The sequence below is a fragment of the Variovorax sp. P1_G12 genome (assembly GCF_056405555.1).
In genome coordinates, this window is sequence record NZ_JBFUBW010000001.1 from 135395 (window position 1) to 156274 (window position 20880).

A 20880-nucleotide genomic window follows, 5' to 3' on the forward strand; every position below is an offset into this window, starting at 1 on the left:
CTCTCGCAATCTTGTGTTTTCAAACCAGACAGCGAGTTTACTGTCCGGCGGCCGCCGCTGCCTGTCCCGGACTCCAGGAGCGCCGATGCCTTTTTGGGATAATCCTCCGCTGATGCGCCCACCGCGCGAACCACTTCCCCACCCACGCGCATGAACATCCCCCCGCCGATTGCTGAATCCGCTCCGCCCCTGCAGGACAGCTGCGATGTGCTCGTGATCGGCGGCGGTCCGGCCGGCGCCACCGCCGCTGCCCTGCTGGCACGGCAAGGACGCCGGGTCGTCATGCTCGAGAAGGCGCACCATCCGCGCTTCCACATCGGCGAATCGCTGCTGCCGGCCAATGTCGCGCTGTTCGACAAGCTCGGGCTGCGCGACGACCTCGAGCGCATCGGCATGCCCAAGTGGGGCGTCGAATTCGTCTCACCCGACCACGAGCACGCCGCCAGGCTCGAGTTCTCCGAGGCCTGGGACAAGACCATGCCCTACGCCTGGCAGGTGCGGCGCTCCGAGATGGACGAGATCCTGTTCCGACATGCTGCGGCCCAGGGCGCCGAGGCGCTGGAAGGCTGCCGCGTGCGCGAGGTCAGCTTCGACGCCGATGGCGCCGATGTGCAGGCGGTGCAGGACGACGGTACCCGGCGCCACTGGCGCACGCGCTTCGTCATCGACGCCTCGGGCCGCGACACCTTCCTGTCCAGCAAGCTCAAGGCCAAGCAGAAGAACCCCAAGCACAACAGTTCGGCGCTGTTCGGCCACTTCACCAATGCCGAGCGGGCGCCGGGCAAGCTCGAAGGCAACATCACGATTCTCTGGTTCCAGCACGGCTGGTTCTGGTACATCCCGCTGGCCGACGGCAGCACCAGCGTCGGCGCCGTCTGCTGGCCCTATTACCTCAAGTCGCGCAAGAAACCGCTGAAGGAATTCTTCGCCGACACCCTGGCCCTGTGCGAGCCGCTCATGCAGCGCCTGAAAGACGCCACGCTGATCGACGACGCGGTCTATGCCACCGGCAACTACTCCTACACCAGCACCCATTGCAGCGGCGAGCGCTACCTGATGCTGGGCGACGCCTACGCATTCATCGACCCGGTTTTCTCCTCGGGCGTGTACCTGGCGATGCACAGCGCGTTCGTCGGCGCCGAGGTGGTCGCCGCCACCCTCGACCATCCGGCCCAGGCCGCGGCCGAGCGGCGCCGCTTCGAGGCGGAGATGCGCAAGGGGCCGCGCGAATTCTCCTGGTTCATCTTCCGCGTGACCAACCCGACGATGCGCGAATTCTTCATGTATCCCTCGAACCCCTTGCGCGTCAAGGAAGCGCTGATGTCGCTGCTCGCCGGCGACATCTACGGCAAGACGCCCATCTGGCGCTCGCTGCGGGTGCTGAAGGCCATTTACTTCGCGGTCAGCGCCGCCCATCCGCGCCGCACCTGGGAGGCCTGGCGGCGGCGGCGGCGCAACATCCGCGACCTCGGGCCGCTGGCCGGCGAAAACATCGTCGAGGCCCAGCGATGACCGCACGCCTTCCCCTCGACGCGCCGCCCCTGCGCGTGCAGCGCCTCAGCCTCGCAGACAGCCTGGGCCTCGCCGGCAGCCGCCCCTCGCCTTTCGGCGCGCTCGGCTATGGCACCCCCGACGGCCTGGCCTGGATGCCGACCGTGAATGCGCGGGTGCTGTCCGGCGGCGCCCCGATGGCCGATGTCTGGCACGCCGGCGAGCACATCGAGTCCGGCACCACGGGCGTGGTGCGCTGGCGCAGCGACGGCCACTGGATGCTCGGCGCCATCGACCTCGACGAAAGCGTCGAACGCGCCGGCGTCGCGGCACTGTCGGAACGCGCATACCGCGATCTCTTCGCCGCGCTGGACGAAACCGGCTGCACCCATCTGCTGCGAATCTGGAACTACCTGCCGCAGATCAACGGCGATGGCGGCGGGCTCGAACGCTACCGCCAGTTCAACGCCGGCCGGCAGCAGGCCTTCGTCGACGCCGGCCAGGCCGCCTTCGACGGCGCCCCGGCCGCCTGCGCGCTCGGCATCCACCAGGGCGCGCTCAGCATCCGCTTCCTGGCCGGCCGCACCGCCCCGCTCGCGGTCGAGAACCCACGGCAGGTCTCTGCCTACCGCTACCCGCCGAGCTACGGCCCACGCGCGCCGACCTTCTCGCGCGCTGCGCTGGCCGAGATCGGCGGCGGCGACATCGCGCTCTTCATCTCGGGCACCGCCAGCATCGTCGGCCACGAGACCGTGCATGTGGGCGAATTGCTGCCGCAGGTGCAGGAAACGCTGCACAATCTCGCGGCGGTGATCGCGGCGGCCAACGCGCGCACCAGCGCCACCTTCGATCTGGCGGCACTGGACTGCGTGGTGTACGTGCGCCATGCCGCCGACGCCCCCCAGGTGCGCCGGGCGCTCGAGGAGGCGCTGGGCCCGCAGGCGCACATGGTGAGCCACGCGGTCTACCTCGAAGCCGACATTTGCCGCCAGGACCTGCTGGTGGAAATCGAGGCCCATTCGGTTGCACGCGGCGCACTGCGCGCCTGACGGTCCGGGCGTCCCATGAACCGGCTGCTTCGCCTGGGACGCTCGATTCTGTTCGCGCTGCCGCTGTACGCGCTGCTGGCGCTGCTCGGCGCCATCTCGCTGGCCTGGAACCTGGTCGCGATGCTGCTCTACCCGTTGCTGCCGCCGGCCACCGGGCGGGCGCTCGGCCGCAGCGTCATCGCGCGCGCCTACCGCTTCTTCTGGGCCGTCGCCTCGTTCAGCGGCATGATGCGCATCGACGCCGACTGCCTCGATGCCCTGCGCGACGAGCGCGGGCTGATCTTCGTGGCCAACCATCCGACCATGCTCGATGCCCTTCTGCTGGTGGCGCGCCTGCCGCGCAGCGCCTGCATCATGAAGGCCGACCTGATGCGCAACATCTTCCTGGGCGCCGGCGCCCGGCTGGCGCGCTACATCCGCAACGACTCGGCTCGCACCATGGTGCGGCTCGCCGTCGACGACCTCAGGAACGGCGGCCAGCTGGTGATCTTCCCGGAGGGCACGCGCACCGTGACGCCGCCGCTCAACAGCTTCCGGCCCGGCATCACGCTGATCGCCAAGCTGGCGCAAGCGCCGATCCAGACCGTCTTCATCGACACCGATTCGCCCTACCTCGGCAAGGGCTGGCCCTTGTGGCGCGTGCCGCCGCTGCCGATCGTCTTCAGGCTCAGCCTGGGCCAGCGCTTCGCGCCGTCGCAGGACAGCAATGCGCTGCTGCAGCAGATCGAACACTACTTCCGCCAATCCATGGAACAGCGCGCCCCCGACGCGCAGCCCGCATGCCAGACGTCTCGCGCACCCACCTTGTCCTGATCCCGAGCTACAACACAGGAGAACGCCTGTTCTCCACGGTCAAGGCGGCACGCGCGCAATGGAACCCGGTGTGGGTGGTGGTGGACGGCAGCACCGACGGCACCGGCAAGCGCTTGCAGCAGATGGCCGAGCAAGACGCCGGGCTGCAGGTCTGGCTGCTGCCCCACAACCAGGGCAAGGGCGCAGCGGTGCTGCACGGGCTGCGCGCCGCACAACAGGCCGGCTACACCCATGCGCTGACGATGGACTCCGATGGGCAGCATCCGGCCGACCTGATCCCGGCCTTCATGCAGGCCTCGCGGGCGCGCCCCGACACCATGGTGCTGGGCCGCCCCGTCTTCGATGCCAGCGCCCCGCTGCTGCGCGTGCGCGGCCGCCGCGTCTCCAACGGCTGGACCCAGCTCGAAACCCTGTTCGCGGGCGTCGGCGATTCGCTCTACGGCTTTCGCGTGTACCCGGTGGCCGACCTGATCGCGGTCATGGCGCGGCAGCCATGGATGCGGCGCTTCGACTTCGACACGGAAGCGGTGGTGCGCCTCGCCTGGCGCGGCGTCAAGCCGGTCAACATCGATGCGCCGGTGAAGTACCTGACGGCCGAAGAAGGCGGCGTGTCCCACTTCCGCTATGTGCGCGACAACCTGCTCCTGAGCTGGATGCATGCGCGGCTGATGCTGGAGTTCGTTGTGCGGCTGCCTGGGCTGATGTGGCGGAAGGTGCGGGGGGCGCCGCCGTTTCAGCCCTGAGTCCGCCAGGGCGCTGGACGGCGCCGGTGCGCGGTCCTATCATCGTTGCGTGAATACCATGCGCCTACTGATCTGCCTTGCCGGGATCGCCGCCACCCCGTCCGTCTTTGCGGATCCAGTGAATCAATGCAAGGGTGCCGACGGTCGCATCACCCTGACGGAGCGACCTTGCGGAGATCCCGCGACGGAGCGAAACCAGCGGCAGCCGTCGCAGATCGCCGTCGATCAGATCCAGGCCGAGGACATTTTCCGCGCGAGAGCACTGAGTCGCGAGGGCCGGCCGCCCGCTTCACCTGAACTCATCGACAGTCGCGGCATTCCGCAGGATCCGGGCACGAGCGGGGCCTATCGGTGATCTTGAAGATGCACCTCGCCGGATTCATTCGAATACAGGCCTGAAGAAACTGCGTTCGTAGCTCAGGATGCAGCGGGTGTCCCGCGCATACTTGAACGCGGCCTGGCACGCCGTGTCGGTGGCCGACAACGCGCGATATTCCTCGTACGCCGCAAGGCTCGGGAACGTGAACATGGCGAGCGCGATGTTGTTCGCGCCTTCCGACGGCAGGAAGTAGCCGTGGTGCTGCCCTCCGAACTTCTCGACCAGAGGAATCCAGAGCTTTCCGTAGTGCTCGAACTCCTCGAGCTTGAACGGATCGATGACATAGCGCAGGTAGCAGGTGACCATGATTGTTCCGAGTTGCCTAGATCATCCCGCCATTGATGGAGATCACCTGTCCCGTGATGTACGCCGCCTCGTCGCTGGCCAGGAAACCCGCCAGCGACGCGACCTCCTCAGGCGTCCCGGCGCGCTTCGCAGGCACCATCTGCTGGATCATCGCCGCGTCGAACACTCCATCGGCCATCGGCGAAGCGATGATCCCCGGCGCGATCGCATTCACGGTCACGCCACGCGCCGCGACTTCCAGCGACAGCGCCTTGGTCGCACTGTTGAGCCCGCCCTTGGCCGCCGCGTAGTTGACCTGCCCGCGATTGCCCGTGAGCGAGGCCACCGACGAGATGTTGAGGATCCGCCCCCATCGCGTGCGCAGCATCGGCAGCAGCAACGGCTGCGTCACGCGGAAGAAGCCGTTGAGCGAGACGTCGATCACCTTGTGCCATTGCTCCGGCCGCATGCCCGGCAGCACCGCGTCGTCGTGCACGCCGGCATTGTTCACGATGACCTGCACCGGCCCGCCTTCGAGCAGGCGCTGGCAGGCCGCCTGCGCGGCCTCGTCGCTGCGCAGGTCGAACACCACGCATTCGGCCTTGCCGCCCGCCGCGGCGATGGCGGCCGCCAATTGCTCGACCGATTCGGGCCGCGAGTTGGCGTGCAGCAGCACAGTGGCGCCGTCGCGCGCCAGGCGCTGCGCGATCGCGGCGCCCAGTGCGCCGCTCGCGCCGGTGATCAGGGCGCGTTTTCCGGTGAGACTCATGCGTGGGTTTCCATGGCTAGCGGGGTGTTCAGAACGACGACGGCGCGGCCCTCGGCCAGCGCCCTGCCGGCTGCGTCCCGGACTGAGAATTCGTAGAGGATCTGGCTCACATCGCCCGTGAGCCGCGTGGCATGCACGTGCAGCTCGCCGGCGATGTCGTCGATGCGCTCGACGCCGAGGCGCACGTTGCGCGCGCTGGCGAGAAAGCCGGCGGACGGCTCACTGCCTGGCGCCGCCAGCAGCCCGCCGTGGAGCGCCATCGCTTGCGCCGCGTACTCGATCAGGTTCGGCGACAGCAGGCCCGAGGCCGTCCGCAGCGGGTTGTCCGCATGCGCATGCGTGGCCGTCGTGCAATGGATGGCATGCTCGTCCCAGGAGCGCAGGTTCTCCAGCAGGCACATGGTGCCGCTGTGCGGGATGCGCCGCGCGATGCCGGCGCGATCGAGGGTCTGGGCTGCTGTCATTCGGCTTCCTTGATGTCGGCCACCAGCAGCACGTTGGCGAAGGGCGTGCCCTCGCTCATCGGAATGCTGCGGACCGTGAATCCCAGACGCTGCAGCAGCAGCTTCCAGTCATCGAGCGGCCGGCCCCAGGTCGGCGACACGCGATGACCGCGAATGCGCGTCACGGTACGGTCGACCCACTGGCTGATCGCGAAACCCCTGCGGCTGGCGGCGTCGCCGACGCGCAGCAGCAGCCGCCCGCCCGGCTGAAGGGCTTCGCGCACGCGGCGCAGCACAACTTCCTGGGCCTCGAGGTCGACGTAGTGCAGCACGTCGAGGATCACGACCAGGTCGCTGGGCGGCAGCTCGGCCTTGCACATGTCGGCGCAGAAGAATTCCGGCGCGGGCTGGAGATGGCCGATCGAGGTCCGGGCGCGCGCCACGTCCTTCGGCATCAGCTCGATGCCGGTGTAGCGAACCGTGGCCGGGGCCGCGCCCCAGGATGCGGGCCAGGCACCGGGCCGCGACTGCATCGCACCCAGGGTCGACAGAAGACTCGCGAACAGGCCCTGCCCGCAGCCGATGTCCACCACGCGGCGCCGGTGCGCGCCGATCAGGCCGCGTTCGATCAGACCGCGAAAGACCGGATCGCGGCCCAGCTTGCCACGCGCGAAATGCCAGGCAAAGCGGCCGGCCTTGCGGTACGGTGCGGTCGCGTGTTCGTGCACTTGGCGCCACGCGGCGTCGGTGGACACAGGGTTTCTCATGCAGCCAGGGCCTCGGGCAATGTGACGGCGCGCAGGCCGTCGGTCTGGATTCTTGCCAGCAGCGGTGGCAGCACGTCCAGCACCACGGCGCGGCCGTCGGCGGTGCGCGCGGCGTGACCGTCGTGCAACAGCAGGATGTCGCCGGCCTGCAGGTCGTGCGCAAGGCGTGCCAGCACGGTGGAGGCATCGCCCTCGCGGGTGTCGAAGCCACGCCGCGTCCAGCTGACCAGGGTCAGCCCCAGGCGATGCAGCACCGGCGCCAGGAAGGGATTGCGCAGGCCCGCGGGCGCGCGAAAGCAGGTCGGCCGCAGCCCAGTCACGTCGAACAGCACCTGCTGCGCGCGCGCGATCTCGGCCTCGAAGCCGCGCGGCCCCAGCAACGAGAAGTTGTGGCGATGCCGCGCCGTGTGGTTCTGGATGCTGTGGCCGCGCGCCACGATCTCGCGCGCCAGCGCCGGATGCGCGGCCACGCGCTCGGCGATGCAGAAGAAGGTGGCGCGCTGCCCATGCGCGTCCAGCAGGTCGAGCACCTGCGGCGTGACCTCCGGGTCGGGTCCGTCGTCGATCGTGATCGCCACCTCGCGCCGCGCGGCCGCAGCCGGCGGCAGCCGCGTCAGGTTCTGCCCCAGCAGGCTGCTGCGCGGCGCCAGGCCGGCGGCGGTGATCAGCACATGGTTCAGCACGACAGCGGCGACGGCCCAAGGCAACGCGCCCGGCACCGCCACCGCGGCACCGAGGGCCAGCAGGTGCAGGCCGACGCTGGCACGCACCATCGGCGGCCAGGACCAGGATTCGGAACGCACAGGTGCAACGGCTTGCGGCATGACCGTGGATTTTCCCATCAGCGGCGATCCACTGGCGCCGGGGCGGCCGTGCGCGCAAAGGCGGCCGACAGCATCAGGGCCAGGAACGCGCCGGGCGCGACCACGCGGCCGATCGAGGACAAGGCCGGGATGTCCGAGATCGCGATCAGCCCGAAAGAGACCACGGTCGTCAGGTTGGCCAGCATCAGCGAGGCCAGCGTGTCCTCGTCGGCGCGCCCGGTCTCGCGCAGCTGATCGAAGAACAGCGCGTAGTTGGACCCCACGGCCACGATCAGCAGCAACCCGACCAGGTGCAGGATGCCGAGCGGCACCTGCAGCGCGGCCATGCCGCCGAGCGTGAGCACCACCGCGACCACCAGCGGCAGGCAGACCGCCAGCAGGCGGCGTCCGGAGCGCAGCCAGGCGCCCAGCAGCAGCACCACCGCCAGCGCGCCCAGCATCACCTGCATGAAGGCCTCGCGCAGATAGCGCTGGTAGAGCCCGGAGAGCTCCTCGCCGACGTTGACGACCTGCACGTCGGGCAGGCCATCGAGCGCAGCGGCCAGCCGCGCGGCATCGAAGCCGGGGCCGGGATGCAGCGAGATCAATGTCGACCAGCCACCGCCGGAACGCTCGAACATCAACGCGCCGACCACCGCGTCGAGCGGGCCGCCCTGCAGGTCGACGCGCCGGATCATCGGCTGCGTCCGGGCCGCCTGGACCTCGGCGATGAAAGGTTCCAGGCGCGAGGCCGACAGCGGCAGCCCCTGCGTCGCTTCGGCCAGGCGGCTGCGCAGGGTCGCGGCATCCGGCAGGCTCGCGATGCGCGCCGCCTGCGCCGCCTCGCTGGGCAGCACGCGGGTGACGGTCTCGAAACCGGCGAGCTCGCCCTTGTCGACCAGGGCCTCGAGGCGCTCACTCGCGCCTTCCGTGCTGCGCAGGGTCGACTGCACGTCCGCGCCATGGACCACGACCAGGGTCCCGCCGTCGCTGGCGCCGATGTCGTTGCGCAGCTCGGCATCGAGCGCCTGCATGGCCTTGGGCACCGGGCTCATGGCGCCGAGATCGGCCCGCCACAGATAGCCGCCCTGCCACAGCACCAGCACCAGCGCCGCCGCGCCCAGGCCCGTGAGCAGCCAGCGCAGGCGCGGCAGGCCGCGCACCAGGAAGCCCGCCAGCTGGGCCATCTGGCGCCGCATGCCCATGCCGGTGGCACCGTCCGGCGCCAGCACCGGAAGCACGTGGCGAGCCACCAGTGCGGCCGCGACGAGGCCCGCGATCGAGAACACGCCCAGCTGCGCCAGGCCCGGGAAACCCGAGAACACGAGCGCCGCGAATCCGCAGACCGAGGTCAGCAGGCCGAGGCGCACCGTCGGCCAATGGATGTCGCGCCAGCGCTGCCAGCCGGTGCCCGGGATGGCTGCGCCGCGCGCCTGGATCAGGTAGTAGATCGCGTAGTCGACCGTCTCGCCGATCAGCGTGCTGCCGAAACCCATCGTCAGTCCGTGCACGCCGCCGAAGACCAGGCTTACCGCCGCCGTGCCGCCGACGACGCCGGTGGCGACCGGCAGCAAGGCGATCACCAGCGCCCGCGGCGAGGCGAAGGCCAGCAGCAGCAAGACGCCCATGACGATCCCGCCGACCACCGCCAGGTGTACCGCCTCGGTCTTGATCTGGTCGCGGCTTTGCACCGAGAACACCGGGGCCCCCGTCATCGCGAGTTTCGGGCCGGCTCCTGCCATCTCGCGCGTGGCGGCATCGAAGGCGCCCCGCACGCGCGCGATCGCCTGGGCGATGGCGTCGAGGTCGCTGCCCGCCGCATGGGTGGTGGCCAGGATCAGCGCCCGCGGCGCGCTGCGCGACGCCCACACGCCCTCTTCGCTGCGCGGCGAACTCGCGGGGATCAGGCCCTCGGCGATGCGCTGGGTCTCGCCGGTCGGGTCGCGCTCCAGCAGTGGCTTGAGGGCGTTGCCCGCCGGTGTGCCGAGCATCGACAGGCTGTCGACGATGGCATCGCGCAGGCCCGCGGCGGTGAAGCGCTCGGGCGTCACATCGGATCCCAGCAGGTAGCGGTGGTCGAAGACCCAGGTGCCGGTGTCCTTCCAGTCGCTGGCGTCGCCGTTCTGGACCAGGTCGAAGAGCTTGCTTTGACGCATCGCGGCCGCCACCGCGCGCGAGACCTGCGCGCGCTGCGCCGCATCCTGGCCACCCTCGATGCCGATGAAGATCGTGCGCGAGGCAATGCCGCTTTGCAGCTGCTCGATCAGCACTTGCTGGCGCGCGTCCGGGCTGGCCGGCAGGAAGGCGGAGAGATCGGCACTGAAATGCGTGCGCGCGATCAGCGCGATGCCGGCGACCAGCGCCAGCAGCCAGATGCCGAGGGCCAGCGCCGCGCGGCGGCGCCCGGGTGCGGCGGCGGCTCGCGTCACGGAGTGGAACGCACGGGCGTCGTGGCCGTCGTGCCAGCGCCGCGTTCGGGCGTGATGCTCATCACCGAGCGGTCGCCGCCGATGAACTCCATGTCGATGCCCAGCACTTCGCCGCCCCGTCCGCTGAGGCGCATCGAACGCACCTGCGCGGCCAGGCGCGGGTCGATCGGCTGCAGGTCCAGGGTCCAGCCGTTGGCGGAGCCCGACAGCGTGCTGCGGAAGTAGCGCTGCAGGCTCTGGGCGTTGCCGCTCAGTGTGCCGCGCATGGCCTCGACCATGCCGAGCAGCTCGGGCATGCTGTCCAGCGCCAGCGTGCGGGTGCGACCGCTGCGCGACAGGGTCAGCGTGTTGCCTTCGACGCTCATCGTCTCGGGACGCGGCGACAGCGTGCGGCGCGTCAGCCGGTCCGGCGCGGTGAAGCTCAGCACCCCGCTGGCGTCCAGCGGGCCCTCGAGGCCGTGCACGAAGCGCTGCTCGGTGAAGCGGGCCTCGCCGCTCTTCTGCTGCGCCAGCAGGCCCATCAGTTCAGGCAGGTCGAAGGCCCAGGCGGACGAAGGCCACAGAACGGACAGGGCCAGGGCCGCCAGCAGCCCCCTGCCCCAGCGGTCAATGCGCATCTTCAAGCCAGAAATCATGGAAGTTGAACCAGTTGTACGGGTAGGCGCGGCACAGCGCCTCGAGACGCGCCACATAAGTTTCGAGCGCGGCACGGATGCGCCGTTCCCGCTCGGCGGGGTCGCTCACGCGCTCGCTGAAATCGGCCAGCGGCTCGAACAGCACATCGTAGCGGGCGCCACCCGCGTAGAGGCCCGCCATGAAGAAGACTTTGCGGCGCAGCAAGGCCGCCAGCCGGAACGGCCCGTCGTTGAACAGGGCCGGTTGGCCGAGAAAGGAGACCTCGATGCTGCTGCCGCGTTGCTGGCCCGCTTCCTCGGGCCCGGCCAGCGTGCGATCGGCCAGCAGCCCGGCGAGGCCGCCGGAATCGAGCCAGTCGCGCAGCGCGAGCATCGAGTGCGGCCGGCCCAGCGCGATGATGTGCGGCCGCAGTTCGGGCAGGCTGATGGTATTGAGCACCGCGTTGATCTGCTGCGCGTTGTCGGGGTACATCAGCATCGCGGGACGCAGGTCGGCCGGTGACGCGGCGCGATGCTTGCAGGCGCCCAGCGCCTCGAAGCTGCCGACGTGGGCACCGAGCATGAAGGCGCCGCGGCCCGCATTGACCTCGACCTCGACCGGCGCATTGCCGTAGACCCGGATGTCGAACAGGTCCATGCGTCCGCGCAGGAAATAGAGTCGGTCCAGCACCGTCGAGGCGAAGGCATGCAGCAGCCGGTAGCCGTCGCTCCAGCCGGCCTGGGGGCCGATGGCCCGGAACAGATACCGCTTGATGTGGCGCCGCTGGGTTGGCGAGAACAGCAGGAAATAGAGCGAGATCGGGTGCAGGATCAGTCGCGTCAGCGGTCGTCCGCACAGGATGGCGATCGCGCAGATGACCTTGAGCGCCAGCATGTTGCTGCGCTCGGGCGCTCGCGACCAATCGGCCTGGCGCGACTTGGCATCGTCGGGCTCGGGCCGCGAATCCCTCATGACTGCGGACCAGGGGTCCAGCGCCCGCTGACCGCCACCACGTCGCCGCAGCGGACCTCGAAGCGCAGGCCTCGCGCGGCGCCGGTCTCGGGCAGCAGGTCGATCATGAGGCTGCTGCCCGGGCGTACCGGCGCCAGGAACTTGGCCGCGGCCAGCGTGGGTGCGGCGCCGAGGCGCGCCGCCAGCGCGGGCACGCCGCGCACCGCCTCGAGCACCTCGGACAGCAGCAGCGCGCCCGGCAGCAGCGGCTGGCCCGGGAAGTGGCCCGCGAAGGCCGGATGGTCGGCCGGCACGTCGCGCGTGACCTGCACCGGCGTGCCGTCGGAGGCCAGTTGCGCCAGTGCGAACTCGCGCAGCGAGCGCGCCGTGAGCTTGCCCGTGCCTTCGCGCGGGAAGGCCGCCACGTGCACCACGCGCCGCGGCACGAACACGGCCTCGACCCGCTCGCGCAGCGCGGCGATGATCGCCTGGGCATCGAGCGTCGGTGCGACCACGAGGGCGACCGGACGCACCACGCCGTCGGCCACGTCGTCCGGCAGCCAGAAAGCACCATCCTCGACGCCCGGGATGCTGTTGAGGTGGTGGTTGAGATAGCCCAGCGAACTGCGCCGCCCCGCCACATGGATCAGGTCGTTGGCGCGGCCGAGCAAGCGGAAGCGCTGCGCATCGACCAGTTCCAGGATGTCTGCCATGGGCGTCGGCTCCGGGATGAAGTCGCCCTCGAAGACGAAACGCTCGTCGCCGTCCGCACCATGTTCCGCATGCACGCGGATTTCGCCGAAGGTCTCCCAGACCTCGCCCTGCGTCGGTCGCCGGGTCGCGACCTGGCCCGACTCGGTGCTGCCGTAGATCTCGATCAGGGCACCGCCCATCGCCTGCTCGGCCTGGGCCGCGAGCTGCGGCGACAGCGGCGCGGTGGCCGACAGGATCAGGTCCACCGGCGGCAGCGCGATGCCCGAAAGCAGCAGTGTCTTCAGGTGAAAGGGCGTGGTCACGAGCGCACGCGGCCGCGGCACCGAGGCCAGCGCCTGTGCCACGTCGGCGGGGAAGAAGGGCCGGCCGCTGTCGAAGGCCGCGCCGCCCAGCAGCGCCAGCAGCACCGACGACTCCAGCCCGTAGCTGTGCTGAACCGGCACCGTCGCGACCACCGTCAGGCCGGCGAGCGTCGGCCGTCCGAGCAAATCAGCCAGCCGAGCGACCGCGGCCCGGACATCGCCGACCAGGGTGCCCCAGGTCTTGGCGTGCGGCTGCGGTGCGCCGGTGGAGCCTGAGGTCAGCAAGCTCACGGCATGCATGCCGGCATCGATCGCGGGCACCGCCGGCGCCGCCGCGCCGGCGACCGGCCGGCGACCTTCGACCCGCACGCGCGGCAGGCCGGGCGTCTCGAGCCCCGGGTCGTCGATCAGGGCGAAGGCGGGATCGCCCACTTCGTGCAGCCGCGCCAGCGTGTCGGCCCGCGCGTCGGGCGGCAGCAGGCTCGCTTCGCCGCGCACCAGGGCGGCCGCGAGCCCGACCGCGAAGGCGTAACGGTCGACGCACAGATTGACGACCGGACCGCCGGGATGCAGTTCGGGGGCCAGGCGGGCGACGTCGGCGAGGAATTCGCGCGCGCTCACCGGCGTGCCGGCGCGCCAGGCCAGGGGCTGGTCCAGATCGCGGTCCGCCAGCAGCGGCAGGAAGGTTTCGAGGCTCAAGGGGGTCGTCGATTCAGCGCCGCGCGATGGGTTCCGCCGGCGCACCGTAGAAGGCACGCACCGCATCGATCAGACGGGTGCGCTCGAATTCGGGATGCAGCCGATAGCGCACCAGGTACTCGCCGACGAACAGGCCGACCACCATCAGCGGCGTCAGCAGGTTGGCCAGCACCGACCAGGCGGCGAACGACAGGCTCGCATAGACCGCGATCGACGCCACGACCATCGCCGCGAAGTAGAGCGTCCAGACCCAGGTGACCTGCGCCGTATAGATGCGCATGGCCGGCGACAGCGGGTGCACGCGCTGTGCGAACTGGCCGATCAGCGACAGCCGGTCGCCGCGCAGCGTGCTGCCGAACCAGCCGCACAGCAAGGCATTGATGCCCGCATGCTGCAGCACATAGAGCCGGTTGGGATCGCCGGCCTCGCCGTGAAGCACCAGTGCGAACACGGCCACGCCGGTCAGGCCGGCCAGCGCCAGCCCCCATTTGCCGAAGCGGCTGCCTGCGAGGCCCAGCGCGGTGAGCCACAGCGGCCCGAGCAGGACCACGACGGCCCAGGGCTCGGCCGCGTGGTAGAGCATCATCCAGTGCGACACGCAGGCATAGCTCACCCCCGCCAGCAGCAGGAGCGCCACGCGCCAACGGGACATGGATCAGGAGGCGCCGCGATGCGCCGCGACATGCGCCGCCAGGCTGCGCAGCGACTCGAAGATCTGCTGGTTGCGCTCGTCGTCCGAGCGCAGCTGGAAACCGTACTTGCGGGACACTTCCAGGGCCACTTCCAGGATATCGATCGAATCGAGTCCGAGCCCCTCGCCATACAGCGGCGCCGTCGGCACGATGTCGGCCGGCGCGACTTCCAGGTTGAGCGATTCGACCAGGAGGACAGCCAATTCATTCTCGAGGGGTGACTGTTCGGATACGTCGCCAGCGGCGGGAACGGGAGATTGGGCAGTCGATGACAAAGGAGAACTCCGGGTGCTTTGGGGCATTGTCGCAGGGGTCGCAAAGCGATCTCCGGGGCACCGGAGGAACCTTCGCATGGGGTCGCGATTATAGGAGCCCGGCTTCGATAGACTGAGGCCCTTCCAACGACCGGAAAACCCCATGGCCGACCCCCTTCTCATTGCCCGCCACGGCACCATCGACTGCGCCCTGCTGCCGGGACTGGCCAATCGCCACGGCCTGATCACCGGCGCCACCGGCACCGGCAAGACCGTGACGCTCCAGACCATCGCCGAAAAGCTCTCCTCGATCGGCGTGCCGGTGTTCATGGCCGACGTCAAGGGCGACCTCACCGGCGCCAGCCAGGCCGGCAATATCGGCGCCAAGATGGCCGCCACGCTGAAGGAACGCGGGCTCGACCTGCCCGAGCCGCTGGCCTGCCCGGTCACGCTGTGGGATGTCTTCGGCGAGCAGGGCCATCCGGTGCGCGCCACGGTGTCCGACATGGGCCCGCTGCTGCTGGGCCGCATGCTCAACCTGAACGAAACGCAGTCCGGCGTGCTGAACCTGGTGTTCAAGATCGCCGACGACAACGGCCTGCTGCTGCTCGACCTGAAGGATCTGCGGGCGATGCTGCAGCACGTCGGCGAGAACGCCAGCCAGTTCACGACCGAATACGGCAACATCAGCGCCGCCAGCGTCGGCGCGATCCAGCGCGGCCTGCTGCAGATCGAGACCCAGGGCGGCGACAAGTTCTTCGGCGAGCCGATGCTCAACATCGCCGACTTCATGCAGACCGAGGGCGGCAAGGGGGTGGTCAACATCCTCGCGGCCGACAAGCTGATGAACTCGCCGCGCCTCTATGCCACCTTCCTGCTGTGGCTGCTGTCGGAGCTGTTCGAGCAGTTGCCCGAGATCGGCGACCCGGAACAGCCGAAGCTGGTGTTCTTCTTCGACGAGGCCCACCTGCTCTTCAACGAAGCGCCCAAGGCGCTGGTCGAGCGCATCGAGCTGGTGGTGCGGCTGGTGCGCTCCAAGGGCGTGGGCGTGTTCTTCGTGACGCAGAACCCGCTGGACATCCCCGATTCCGTCCTGGCCCAGCTCGGCAACAGGGTCCAGCATGCCTTGCGGGCCTTCACGCCGCGCGACCAGAAGGCGGTCAAGGCGACCGCCACCACCATGCGGCAGAAGCCGGGCCTGGACATCGAGGCGGCAATCACCGAACTCGCGGTCGGCGAGGCGCTGGTGAGCTTCCTCGACGACAAGGGCCGCCCGACCATCACCGAGCGGGTCTACGTGCTGCCGCCGGGCAGCCAGATCGGCCCGATCACGCCGGCCCAGCGGCAGGCGCTGATCGCCAGTTCGCTGGTGGCGGGGGTCTACGAGAAGTCGGTCGACCGCGAATCGGCCTACGAGAAGCTCAAGGGCCGCGCCGAGACCGCACCCGACGCGCCGGCCGGCAAGCCCGGCGCCGCCTCGGCGGCACCGGACACGGGCGGCATGATGGGCAGCCTCAACGAGATCCTGTTCGGCTCCACGGGCCCGCGCGGCGGCAAGCACGACGGCCTGGCGCAGACCATGGCGAAGTCGGCCGTGCGCACCATGGGCACCACGGTGGGCCGGGAAATCCTGCGCGGCGTGCTCGGCGGCATCTTCGGCTCCAAGACCCGACGCTAGCCTGCGGCCGGCGCCGGGGGGTCACCAGCGCAGCAGCCGGGGCCCGATCAGCGCACCGGCCACCACCGGCAGCGCGATGCCCGCGACATACCAGACCGCGATGTAGGGTGCCGCGAGCTCCGGGCAGTGAAAGGCATACACCATCGCGCCGGCGCCCCCGGCCAGCGCACCAGCCGCGGCGCCGGCCAGCGCCGGCCGGGTCGGCGCGAGGCCCTTGAGGGCCCACAGCAAGGCCGCGAACACCGGCAGCGAAACCACGCCGATGTCGACCGCACAGCTGCGCCAGGTCTGACCCCAGACCAGCGCCGCGCGTTCTTCCATCGGCGCCGACAGCAGCGCCAGCAGCGCGAGTGCCCAGATCAGCAGCACCGGCGCCGCGAGCCCGAGCCAGGCGCCTCGCACCCGCGCACCCGGACGCGCAAGGCGCTGCACGACCACGAATCCAGCCAGCGCGATGCCGGCGCCGAACAGCAGTCGGACCCAGAACATCGGCCAGAACATGGCCTGGACCAGGTCGCGGCGAACCCCGTACTCCATCACCATCCAGGCAATGGAAACGGGCAACCCGATCGCGAGCGCCACCAGCAACCGGCGCGACACCGCTCGCCGCGGCACCGGCGCCGCGTCTTCGGCCAGCATGGCGATGAGCTGGTCGGTTCTCATCGCGCCTCCCTGATCTTCTGCGCCAGCGCCTTCAGCCCGCGATGGACGCCGATCTTGACCGCCGATTCCGACATGCCGGTCAAGCGTGCCGTCTCGGCCACCGACAGGCCTTCGAGCTTGGTGTGGACGATCGGCAGCCGATGGCGGTCCGGCAGCGTCGCGAGCAACCCGGACAGGTCACGCCGCGCATCGCTGGCCTCGGTCGCCGAATCGGCGAACACGGCCAGGTCGTCGTCCAGCGGCTCGTGCAGCGCCTCGCGCCCGGCCTTGGCGCGCAGCAGGTCGATCATCTTGTAGCGCGCGATCGCGTGCACCCAGGCGGTCAGGGGCTGGTCGGTTTGGTAGGTGTGGCGCTGGTTGTGCATGGCGAGAAGGCATTCCTGGACCAGATCCTCCACCTCATCGGGCCAGCCGAACAGGCGCCGACCCAGGAACGCGCGCAGGTGCAAGGCGAGCTGCTGCAGGAACGCCCGATAGCTGGCCGCGTCGCCGGCGAGCCCGCGCACGAACAGGTCGTGCAGCCGCAGCTCCGCTTCGCTCTTCGCCATCGGGCTTCCCTTGGTCATTCGTGCGCCGGTTCGCGCCGGTTACAGGCGCAGTCAAGAAATCGAGTCCGCCGGATTGTGCCGTGCGCGCCGGATCGCAGCACGGACCCGCCCGTTGTCGGCAAATGGCGTATGCACCGGCTTGCCAGTTCGGGAAGCCATCGGTACATTGTGTTTTTTGAGGGCCTGCAATGTCTGTTGACACCGTTCCGACTCCTCCTGCCTCCTCTCTTGCCACCGCTTCCCAGCCCTCCTCCGACGCGGCACCGAACGAGCCGACGGCGCTCTCGCCGCCCCTTTCCGGCACGCCCTCCCAGCGCAGCCACATCCGCCTGACCTCTCACGCCGGCGGCTTCGGCGCTCTGCCGATCCAGTGGGGCGCCGCGACCGCGGCCGAGCGCGGCCCGGTGGTCGGCACCACCAGCAAGCGCGCCCATCGCAACGTCATCGGCACCCACAGCGGTTCCTACAGCGTCTATCGCGCGCTGGCCGTCGCCGCCGGCGCCCTGTCGCCGCACCACAAGGCCGACCTGACCAACACCTCGCCGACCGATGCGATCGGCCCCTATCCCCAATGGAGCGAACCCGGCCGGATCGTCTCGCTCGATCCCTGGGGGGCCGTGGTTGCCGACGCGTTCTCGGCCGAACTCGCGGCCGGCTACGACATCCGCCCGACCATCGCGATCACCAAGGCGCACGTCATCCTGCCCGAGGTGATCGAGGCGCTGCACAGCGGGCGCCTGAAGGCCGACGGCAAGTTCCTGACGGCGGGCGGCGCCGCCATGGTCACCAAGGCCGCGGTCGAACCCGTCTGGCACCTGCCCGCGGTCGCCCAGCGCTTCGGCTGCTCCGAAACCGAACTGCGCCGGGTGCTGTTCGAAGAGACCGGCGGCATGTACCCGGAGCTCGTGACCCGCTCCGACCTCGAGGTCTTCCTGCCGCCGATCGGCGGCCAGACCCTCTATATCTTCGGCAACCCGCGCGACCTGGCCAACCCCGAGGTCGAACTCACCGCACGCATTCACGACGAGTGCAACGGGTCCGACGTCTTCGGCTCCGACATCTGCACCTGCCGCCCCTACCTCACGCACGCGATCGAGGAGTGCATCCAGGGCGCCCAGCGCGGCGGCGTCGGCCTGATCGCCTACTCGCGCAAGGAAGGCCGGGCGCTCGGCGAGGTCACCAAGTTCCTGGTCTACAACGCCCGCAAGCGGCAGGTCGGCGGCGACACCGCGGACCAGTATTTCGCCCGCACCGAGTGCGTGGCCGGCGTGCAGGACATGCGCTTCCAGGAACTGATGCCCGACGTCTTCCACTGGCTCGGCATCCGCAAGATCCACCGGCTGGTGTCGATGAGCAACATGAAGTTCGACGCCATCACCGGCTCGGGCATCGAGATCGGCACCCGGGTCAACATTCCCGACGCACTGATCCCGGCCGACGCCCGGGTCGAGATGGACGCCAAGATGGCGGCCGGCTATTTCACGCCCGGCGCCGTGCCGGACGCCGAGGAACTCAAGAAAGCCAAGGGGCGGGGGCTGGATCAATGAGCCGCCGGGCCGCTCCCAAGGCGAATACCGGAGTGCGAAGCGCGGAGGTCATCCAATGAGCGGCAACAACTACGGAATGGACCCGGAGCGCCCGACCGCCAACCCCGGCGTGCGCAGCGCCGACGCCGAAGGCCATGTCGATCCGGCGGTCGAGTTCGTCGGCGACACGGCGCACCCCGCCGGCGCCGCGGCCTTCCTGCGCACCACGCAGGCGGTGCGCAGCCGTGCCGCGGCACTGCTGGCACGGGCCCGGGCCGGAGAATCGAAGTGGTTCACGATCGGCGCCGACGACGCCCTCGAGGACACCGCGCGCACGGTCGCCGAAGTCACGCGCGACCGCTATGCCTGGGGCCCGATCCCGTACCACAGCCGCTGGCGCCATTTCGAGGCCGGCGGCGTCAACCGGGTCGCCGCGCTCGACCGGTTGCTCGGCGACGTCGATGCGAGCCAGCGCGCCCGCGCCCACATCGACCTCGTGCTGGTCAGCGTGCTGCTCGACGCCGGCGCCGGCCCCAACTGGCACTACTTCGAAGCCGCCGGCCGCCAGCGCTTCACGCGTTCCGAGGGCCTCGGTGTCGCAAGCTTCCATGCCTTCACGAGCGGACTGTTCTCGTCCAACCCCGACCACCCGCTGCAGGCCGACGCCGCCGGCTTGCGCGCGCTGGTGACCGATCGGCTCGGGGACGCCTTCCAGGTCAGCGCGGTCAATCCGCTGGTCGGGCTGGCGGGCCGCGCCACGCTGCTGCGCCGGCTCGGCGAGGCGATGAGCGAGCAGCCCGAGGTGTTCGGCGACGACGGCCGACCCGGCGGGCTGTTCGATGCGCTGGTGGGCCCCTATGGCCCGGCGGCGGCGCCGACCGCGGAGATCACGGCGCACCAGATCCTGTCGCTGCTGCTCGAATCGCTGTCCGGCATCTGGCCGGCCGCCAATGCGATCGACAGCATCGCGGCCGACGGCAGCGACGCGTCCGGCGCCTTCGGCTCGGGCGACCCGGCGCTCGCGCTCGGCGACTGCTGGCGCCACAGCGCGGTCCGCGGCCCCGGTCTCACCAACGGCTGGATGCCCTTCCACAAGCTCTCGCAGTGGCTCAGCTACTCGATGCTCGAGCCCTTCGAGTGGGCCGGCGTCAAGGTGCGCCACGTCGAGGCGCTGACCGCCCTGCCCGAATACCGCAACGGCGGCCTGCTGATCGACTGCGGCCTGATCGTGCCGCGCAGCCCCGCGCTGCTCGAGCGCGACTGGAAGGTCGGCGACGAATTCATCGTCGAGTGGCGCGCGCTGACCGTCGCGCTGCTCGACGAGGTCGCCGCCCGGGTACGCAAGGTGATGGAGCTCAGCGAGGAAGAGTTGCCGCTGGCCCGCGTCCTCGAAGGCGGCACCTGGGCCGCCGGCCGCGTCATGGCACAGCGCTTGCGTGATGGTGCGCCACCCCTGCGCATCGTGAGCGACGGCACCGTCTTCTAGACTCCACCCTTCTTCTTTCATTCAACAAGAACGCCCCCGCGCTTCCAGAACGCCATGAGCAACGTCCACCTCGTCGACCACCCTCTCGTCCAGCACAAGCTCACCTTGATGCGCCGCAAGGAAGCCAGCACCAACAGCTTCCGGCGCCTGCTCAACGAGATCAGCATGCTGATGGCCTACGAGGTCACGCGCGACATGCCGATGCAGGACATCGAGATCGAAACCCCGCTCGAGACCATGAACGCCAAGGTGATCGACGGCAAGAAACTGGTGCTGGTGTCGATCCTGCGTGCCGGCACCGGCATCCTCGACGGCATGCTCAGCGTGGTGCCCGGCGCGCGCGTGGGCCACATCGGCCTGTACCGCGACCCCAAGACGCTGACCGCGGTCGAGTACTACTTCAAGATGCCCGGCGGCATGGAGGATCGCGACGCGATCGTGGTCGACCCGATGCTGGCCACCGGCAACTCGGCGGTGGCCGCGGTCGAGCGCCTGAAGGAGTTGAATCCGAAGTCGATCAAGTTCGTCTGCCTGCTGACCTGCCCCGAAGGCATCAAGACCTTCCAGGACGCCCACCCCGACGTGCCGATCTACACCGCCGCCATCGACCGCCAGCTCAGCAGCCACGGCTACATCCTGCCGGGCCTGGGCGACGCGGGAGACCGCATCTTCGGGACGAAGTAGCTCGCCCCCAGGTTGCCCGGCACTGCGTGTCCGGGCGCCCACCCCCTACCGGGGGCAACACCTGCGGCCCGGCAAAGCCGGTTCCGCGGTGTTTCAC

The 20880-nt window shown here is 69.9% G+C and carries 22 protein-coding genes; 9 read left to right on the top strand and 13 right to left on the bottom strand.

Translation table 11 applies throughout. The annotated features are described in order from the left end of the window. Nucleotides 1-150 precede the first annotated feature (150 nt). From AC1D2O_RS00690 to AC1D2O_RS00710, 5 genes are read left to right on the top strand one after another with little or no spacing between them, the layout of a single operon-like run. Nucleotides 151-1512 (top strand): NAD(P)/FAD-dependent oxidoreductase, encoded by a 1362-nt coding sequence (locus AC1D2O_RS00690; RefSeq protein WP_478087441.1) that lies wholly within the window; start codon nt 151-153, stop codon nt 1510-1512. After that, complete coding sequence (locus AC1D2O_RS00695; protein ID WP_478087439.1) at nt 1509-2540, top strand: chorismate transformation FkbO/Hyg5 family protein; 1032 nt, start codon at nt 1509-1511, stop codon at nt 2538-2540. The genes AC1D2O_RS00690 and AC1D2O_RS00695 overlap by 4 nt, the downstream gene beginning before the upstream one ends. Before the next feature lie 15 nt (nt 2541-2555). After that, a complete protein-coding gene (locus tag AC1D2O_RS00700) occupies nt 2556-3353 on the top strand; it encodes a lysophospholipid acyltransferase family protein (protein ID WP_478087437.1) in 798 nt (265 codons plus the stop codon). Then, nucleotides 3320-4096, top strand: a complete 777-nt coding sequence (locus AC1D2O_RS00705; RefSeq protein WP_478087436.1) for a glycosyltransferase family 2 protein — start codon at nt 3320-3322, stop codon at nt 4094-4096. The genes AC1D2O_RS00700 and AC1D2O_RS00705 overlap by 34 nt, the downstream gene beginning before the upstream one ends. Nucleotides 4097-4154: 58 nt before the next feature. Beyond that, a complete protein-coding gene (locus AC1D2O_RS00710) occupies nt 4155-4451 on the top strand; it encodes a DUF4124 domain-containing protein (RefSeq protein ID WP_478155953.1) in 297 nt (98 codons plus the stop codon). A 24-nt stretch (nt 4452-4475) separates the two neighbouring features. Here AC1D2O_RS00710 and AC1D2O_RS00715 read toward each other — a convergent pair whose 3' ends face one another. The 11 genes from AC1D2O_RS00715 to AC1D2O_RS00765 are packed head-to-tail and all read right to left on the bottom strand — an operon-like array spanning nt 4476 to nt 14219. After that, nucleotides 4476-4781, bottom strand: coding sequence for an NIPSNAP family protein (locus AC1D2O_RS00715; RefSeq protein WP_478087432.1), 306 nt, complete (start codon nt 4779-4781; stop codon nt 4476-4478). Between the two features lie 16 nt (nt 4782-4797). After that, on the bottom strand, nt 4798-5529 hold the full coding sequence (gene fabG / locus AC1D2O_RS00720) for a 3-oxoacyl-ACP reductase FabG (protein WP_478087430.1): 732 nt from the start codon (nt 5527-5529) through the stop codon (nt 4798-4800). After that, nucleotides 5526-5993 carry a hotdog family protein gene (locus tag AC1D2O_RS00725; protein ID WP_478087428.1) on the bottom strand — a complete coding sequence of 156 codons (468 nt, stop codon included), beginning with the start codon at nt 5991-5993 and terminating at the stop codon, nt 5526-5528. Before AC1D2O_RS00725 ends, fabG begins: the two co-directional genes overlap by 4 nt. Continuing rightward, complete coding sequence (locus tag AC1D2O_RS00730) at nt 5990-6739, bottom strand: class I SAM-dependent methyltransferase (protein ID WP_478087426.1); 750 nt, start codon at nt 6737-6739, stop codon at nt 5990-5992. The genes AC1D2O_RS00725 and AC1D2O_RS00730 overlap by 4 nt, the downstream gene beginning before the upstream one ends. Then, nucleotides 6736-7581 carry a polysaccharide deacetylase family protein gene (locus tag AC1D2O_RS00735; RefSeq protein WP_478155955.1) on the bottom strand — a complete coding sequence of 282 codons (846 nt, stop codon included), beginning with the start codon at nt 7579-7581 and terminating at the stop codon, nt 6736-6738. The genes AC1D2O_RS00730 and AC1D2O_RS00735 overlap by 4 nt, the downstream gene beginning before the upstream one ends. Further along, the gene (locus AC1D2O_RS00740) at nt 7581-9971 is read right to left on the bottom strand and encodes an MMPL family transporter (protein WP_478155957.1); all 2391 of its coding nucleotides are present in this window, start codon (nt 9969-9971) and stop codon (nt 7581-7583) included. Before AC1D2O_RS00740 ends, AC1D2O_RS00735 begins: the two co-directional genes overlap by 1 nt. Next, nucleotides 9968-10588 (bottom strand): LolA-related protein, encoded by a 621-nt coding sequence (locus tag AC1D2O_RS00745; protein WP_478092719.1) that lies wholly within the window; start codon nt 10586-10588, stop codon nt 9968-9970. The genes AC1D2O_RS00740 and AC1D2O_RS00745 overlap by 4 nt, the downstream gene beginning before the upstream one ends. Next, nucleotides 10578-11558, bottom strand: a complete 981-nt coding sequence (locus tag AC1D2O_RS00750) for an acyl-CoA synthetase (protein ID WP_478092712.1) — start codon at nt 11556-11558, stop codon at nt 10578-10580. The genes AC1D2O_RS00745 and AC1D2O_RS00750 overlap by 11 nt, the downstream gene beginning before the upstream one ends. Then, nucleotides 11555-13252, bottom strand: a complete 1698-nt coding sequence (locus tag AC1D2O_RS00755; RefSeq protein WP_478092714.1) for an AMP-binding protein — start codon at nt 13250-13252, stop codon at nt 11555-11557. The genes AC1D2O_RS00750 and AC1D2O_RS00755 overlap by 4 nt, the downstream gene beginning before the upstream one ends. Nucleotides 13253-13265: 13 nt before the next feature. Continuing rightward, on the bottom strand, nt 13266-13904 hold the full coding sequence (locus tag AC1D2O_RS00760) for a COG4648 family protein (protein WP_478155959.1): 639 nt from the start codon (nt 13902-13904) through the stop codon (nt 13266-13268). 3 nt (nt 13905-13907) lie between these two features. Next, on the bottom strand, nt 13908-14219 hold the full coding sequence (locus AC1D2O_RS00765; RefSeq protein ID WP_442286816.1) for a phosphopantetheine-binding protein: 312 nt from the start codon (nt 14217-14219) through the stop codon (nt 13908-13910). A gap of 142 nt (nt 14220-14361) precedes the next feature. Between AC1D2O_RS00765 and AC1D2O_RS00770 the strand changes: the two genes are divergently transcribed. After that, nucleotides 14362-15876 (top strand): helicase HerA-like domain-containing protein, encoded by a 1515-nt coding sequence (locus tag AC1D2O_RS00770; protein WP_478155961.1) that lies wholly within the window; start codon nt 14362-14364, stop codon nt 15874-15876. A gap of 21 nt (nt 15877-15897) precedes the next feature. On the opposite strand, the gene AC1D2O_RS00775 is transcribed toward AC1D2O_RS00770, so the two are convergent. Together AC1D2O_RS00775 and AC1D2O_RS00780 are read right to left on the bottom strand one after the other, a co-directional pair. Beyond that, nucleotides 15898-16539: an NrsF family protein gene (locus tag AC1D2O_RS00775; protein ID WP_478093869.1), complete on the bottom strand. Its 642-nt coding sequence runs from the start codon at nt 16537-16539 to the stop codon at nt 15898-15900. Further along, nucleotides 16536-17087: a sigma-70 family RNA polymerase sigma factor gene (locus AC1D2O_RS00780; RefSeq protein WP_478155963.1), complete on the bottom strand. Its 552-nt coding sequence runs from the start codon at nt 17085-17087 to the stop codon at nt 16536-16538. Before AC1D2O_RS00780 ends, AC1D2O_RS00775 begins: the two co-directional genes overlap by 4 nt. Before the next feature lie 188 nt (nt 17088-17275). On the opposite strand from AC1D2O_RS00780, the gene AC1D2O_RS00785 reads away from it, so the two are divergent. The 3 genes from AC1D2O_RS00785 to upp all read left to right on the top strand — a co-directional run bounded on the left by AC1D2O_RS00785 (nt 17276) and on the right by upp (nt 20783). After that, the gene (locus AC1D2O_RS00785; protein ID WP_478093872.1) at nt 17276-18634 is read left to right on the top strand and encodes a GTP cyclohydrolase II; all 1359 of its coding nucleotides are present in this window, start codon (nt 17276-17278) and stop codon (nt 18632-18634) included. Between the two features lie 76 nt (nt 18635-18710). Then, the gene (locus tag AC1D2O_RS00790; RefSeq protein WP_478156077.1) at nt 18711-20099 is read left to right on the top strand and encodes a DUF1688 family protein; all 1389 of its coding nucleotides are present in this window, start codon (nt 18711-18713) and stop codon (nt 20097-20099) included. 54 nt (nt 20100-20153) lie between these two features. Continuing rightward, a complete protein-coding gene (gene upp / locus AC1D2O_RS00795) occupies nt 20154-20783 on the top strand; it encodes a uracil phosphoribosyltransferase (protein WP_478089074.1) in 630 nt (209 codons plus the stop codon). Nucleotides 20784-20880 lie beyond the last annotated feature (97 nt).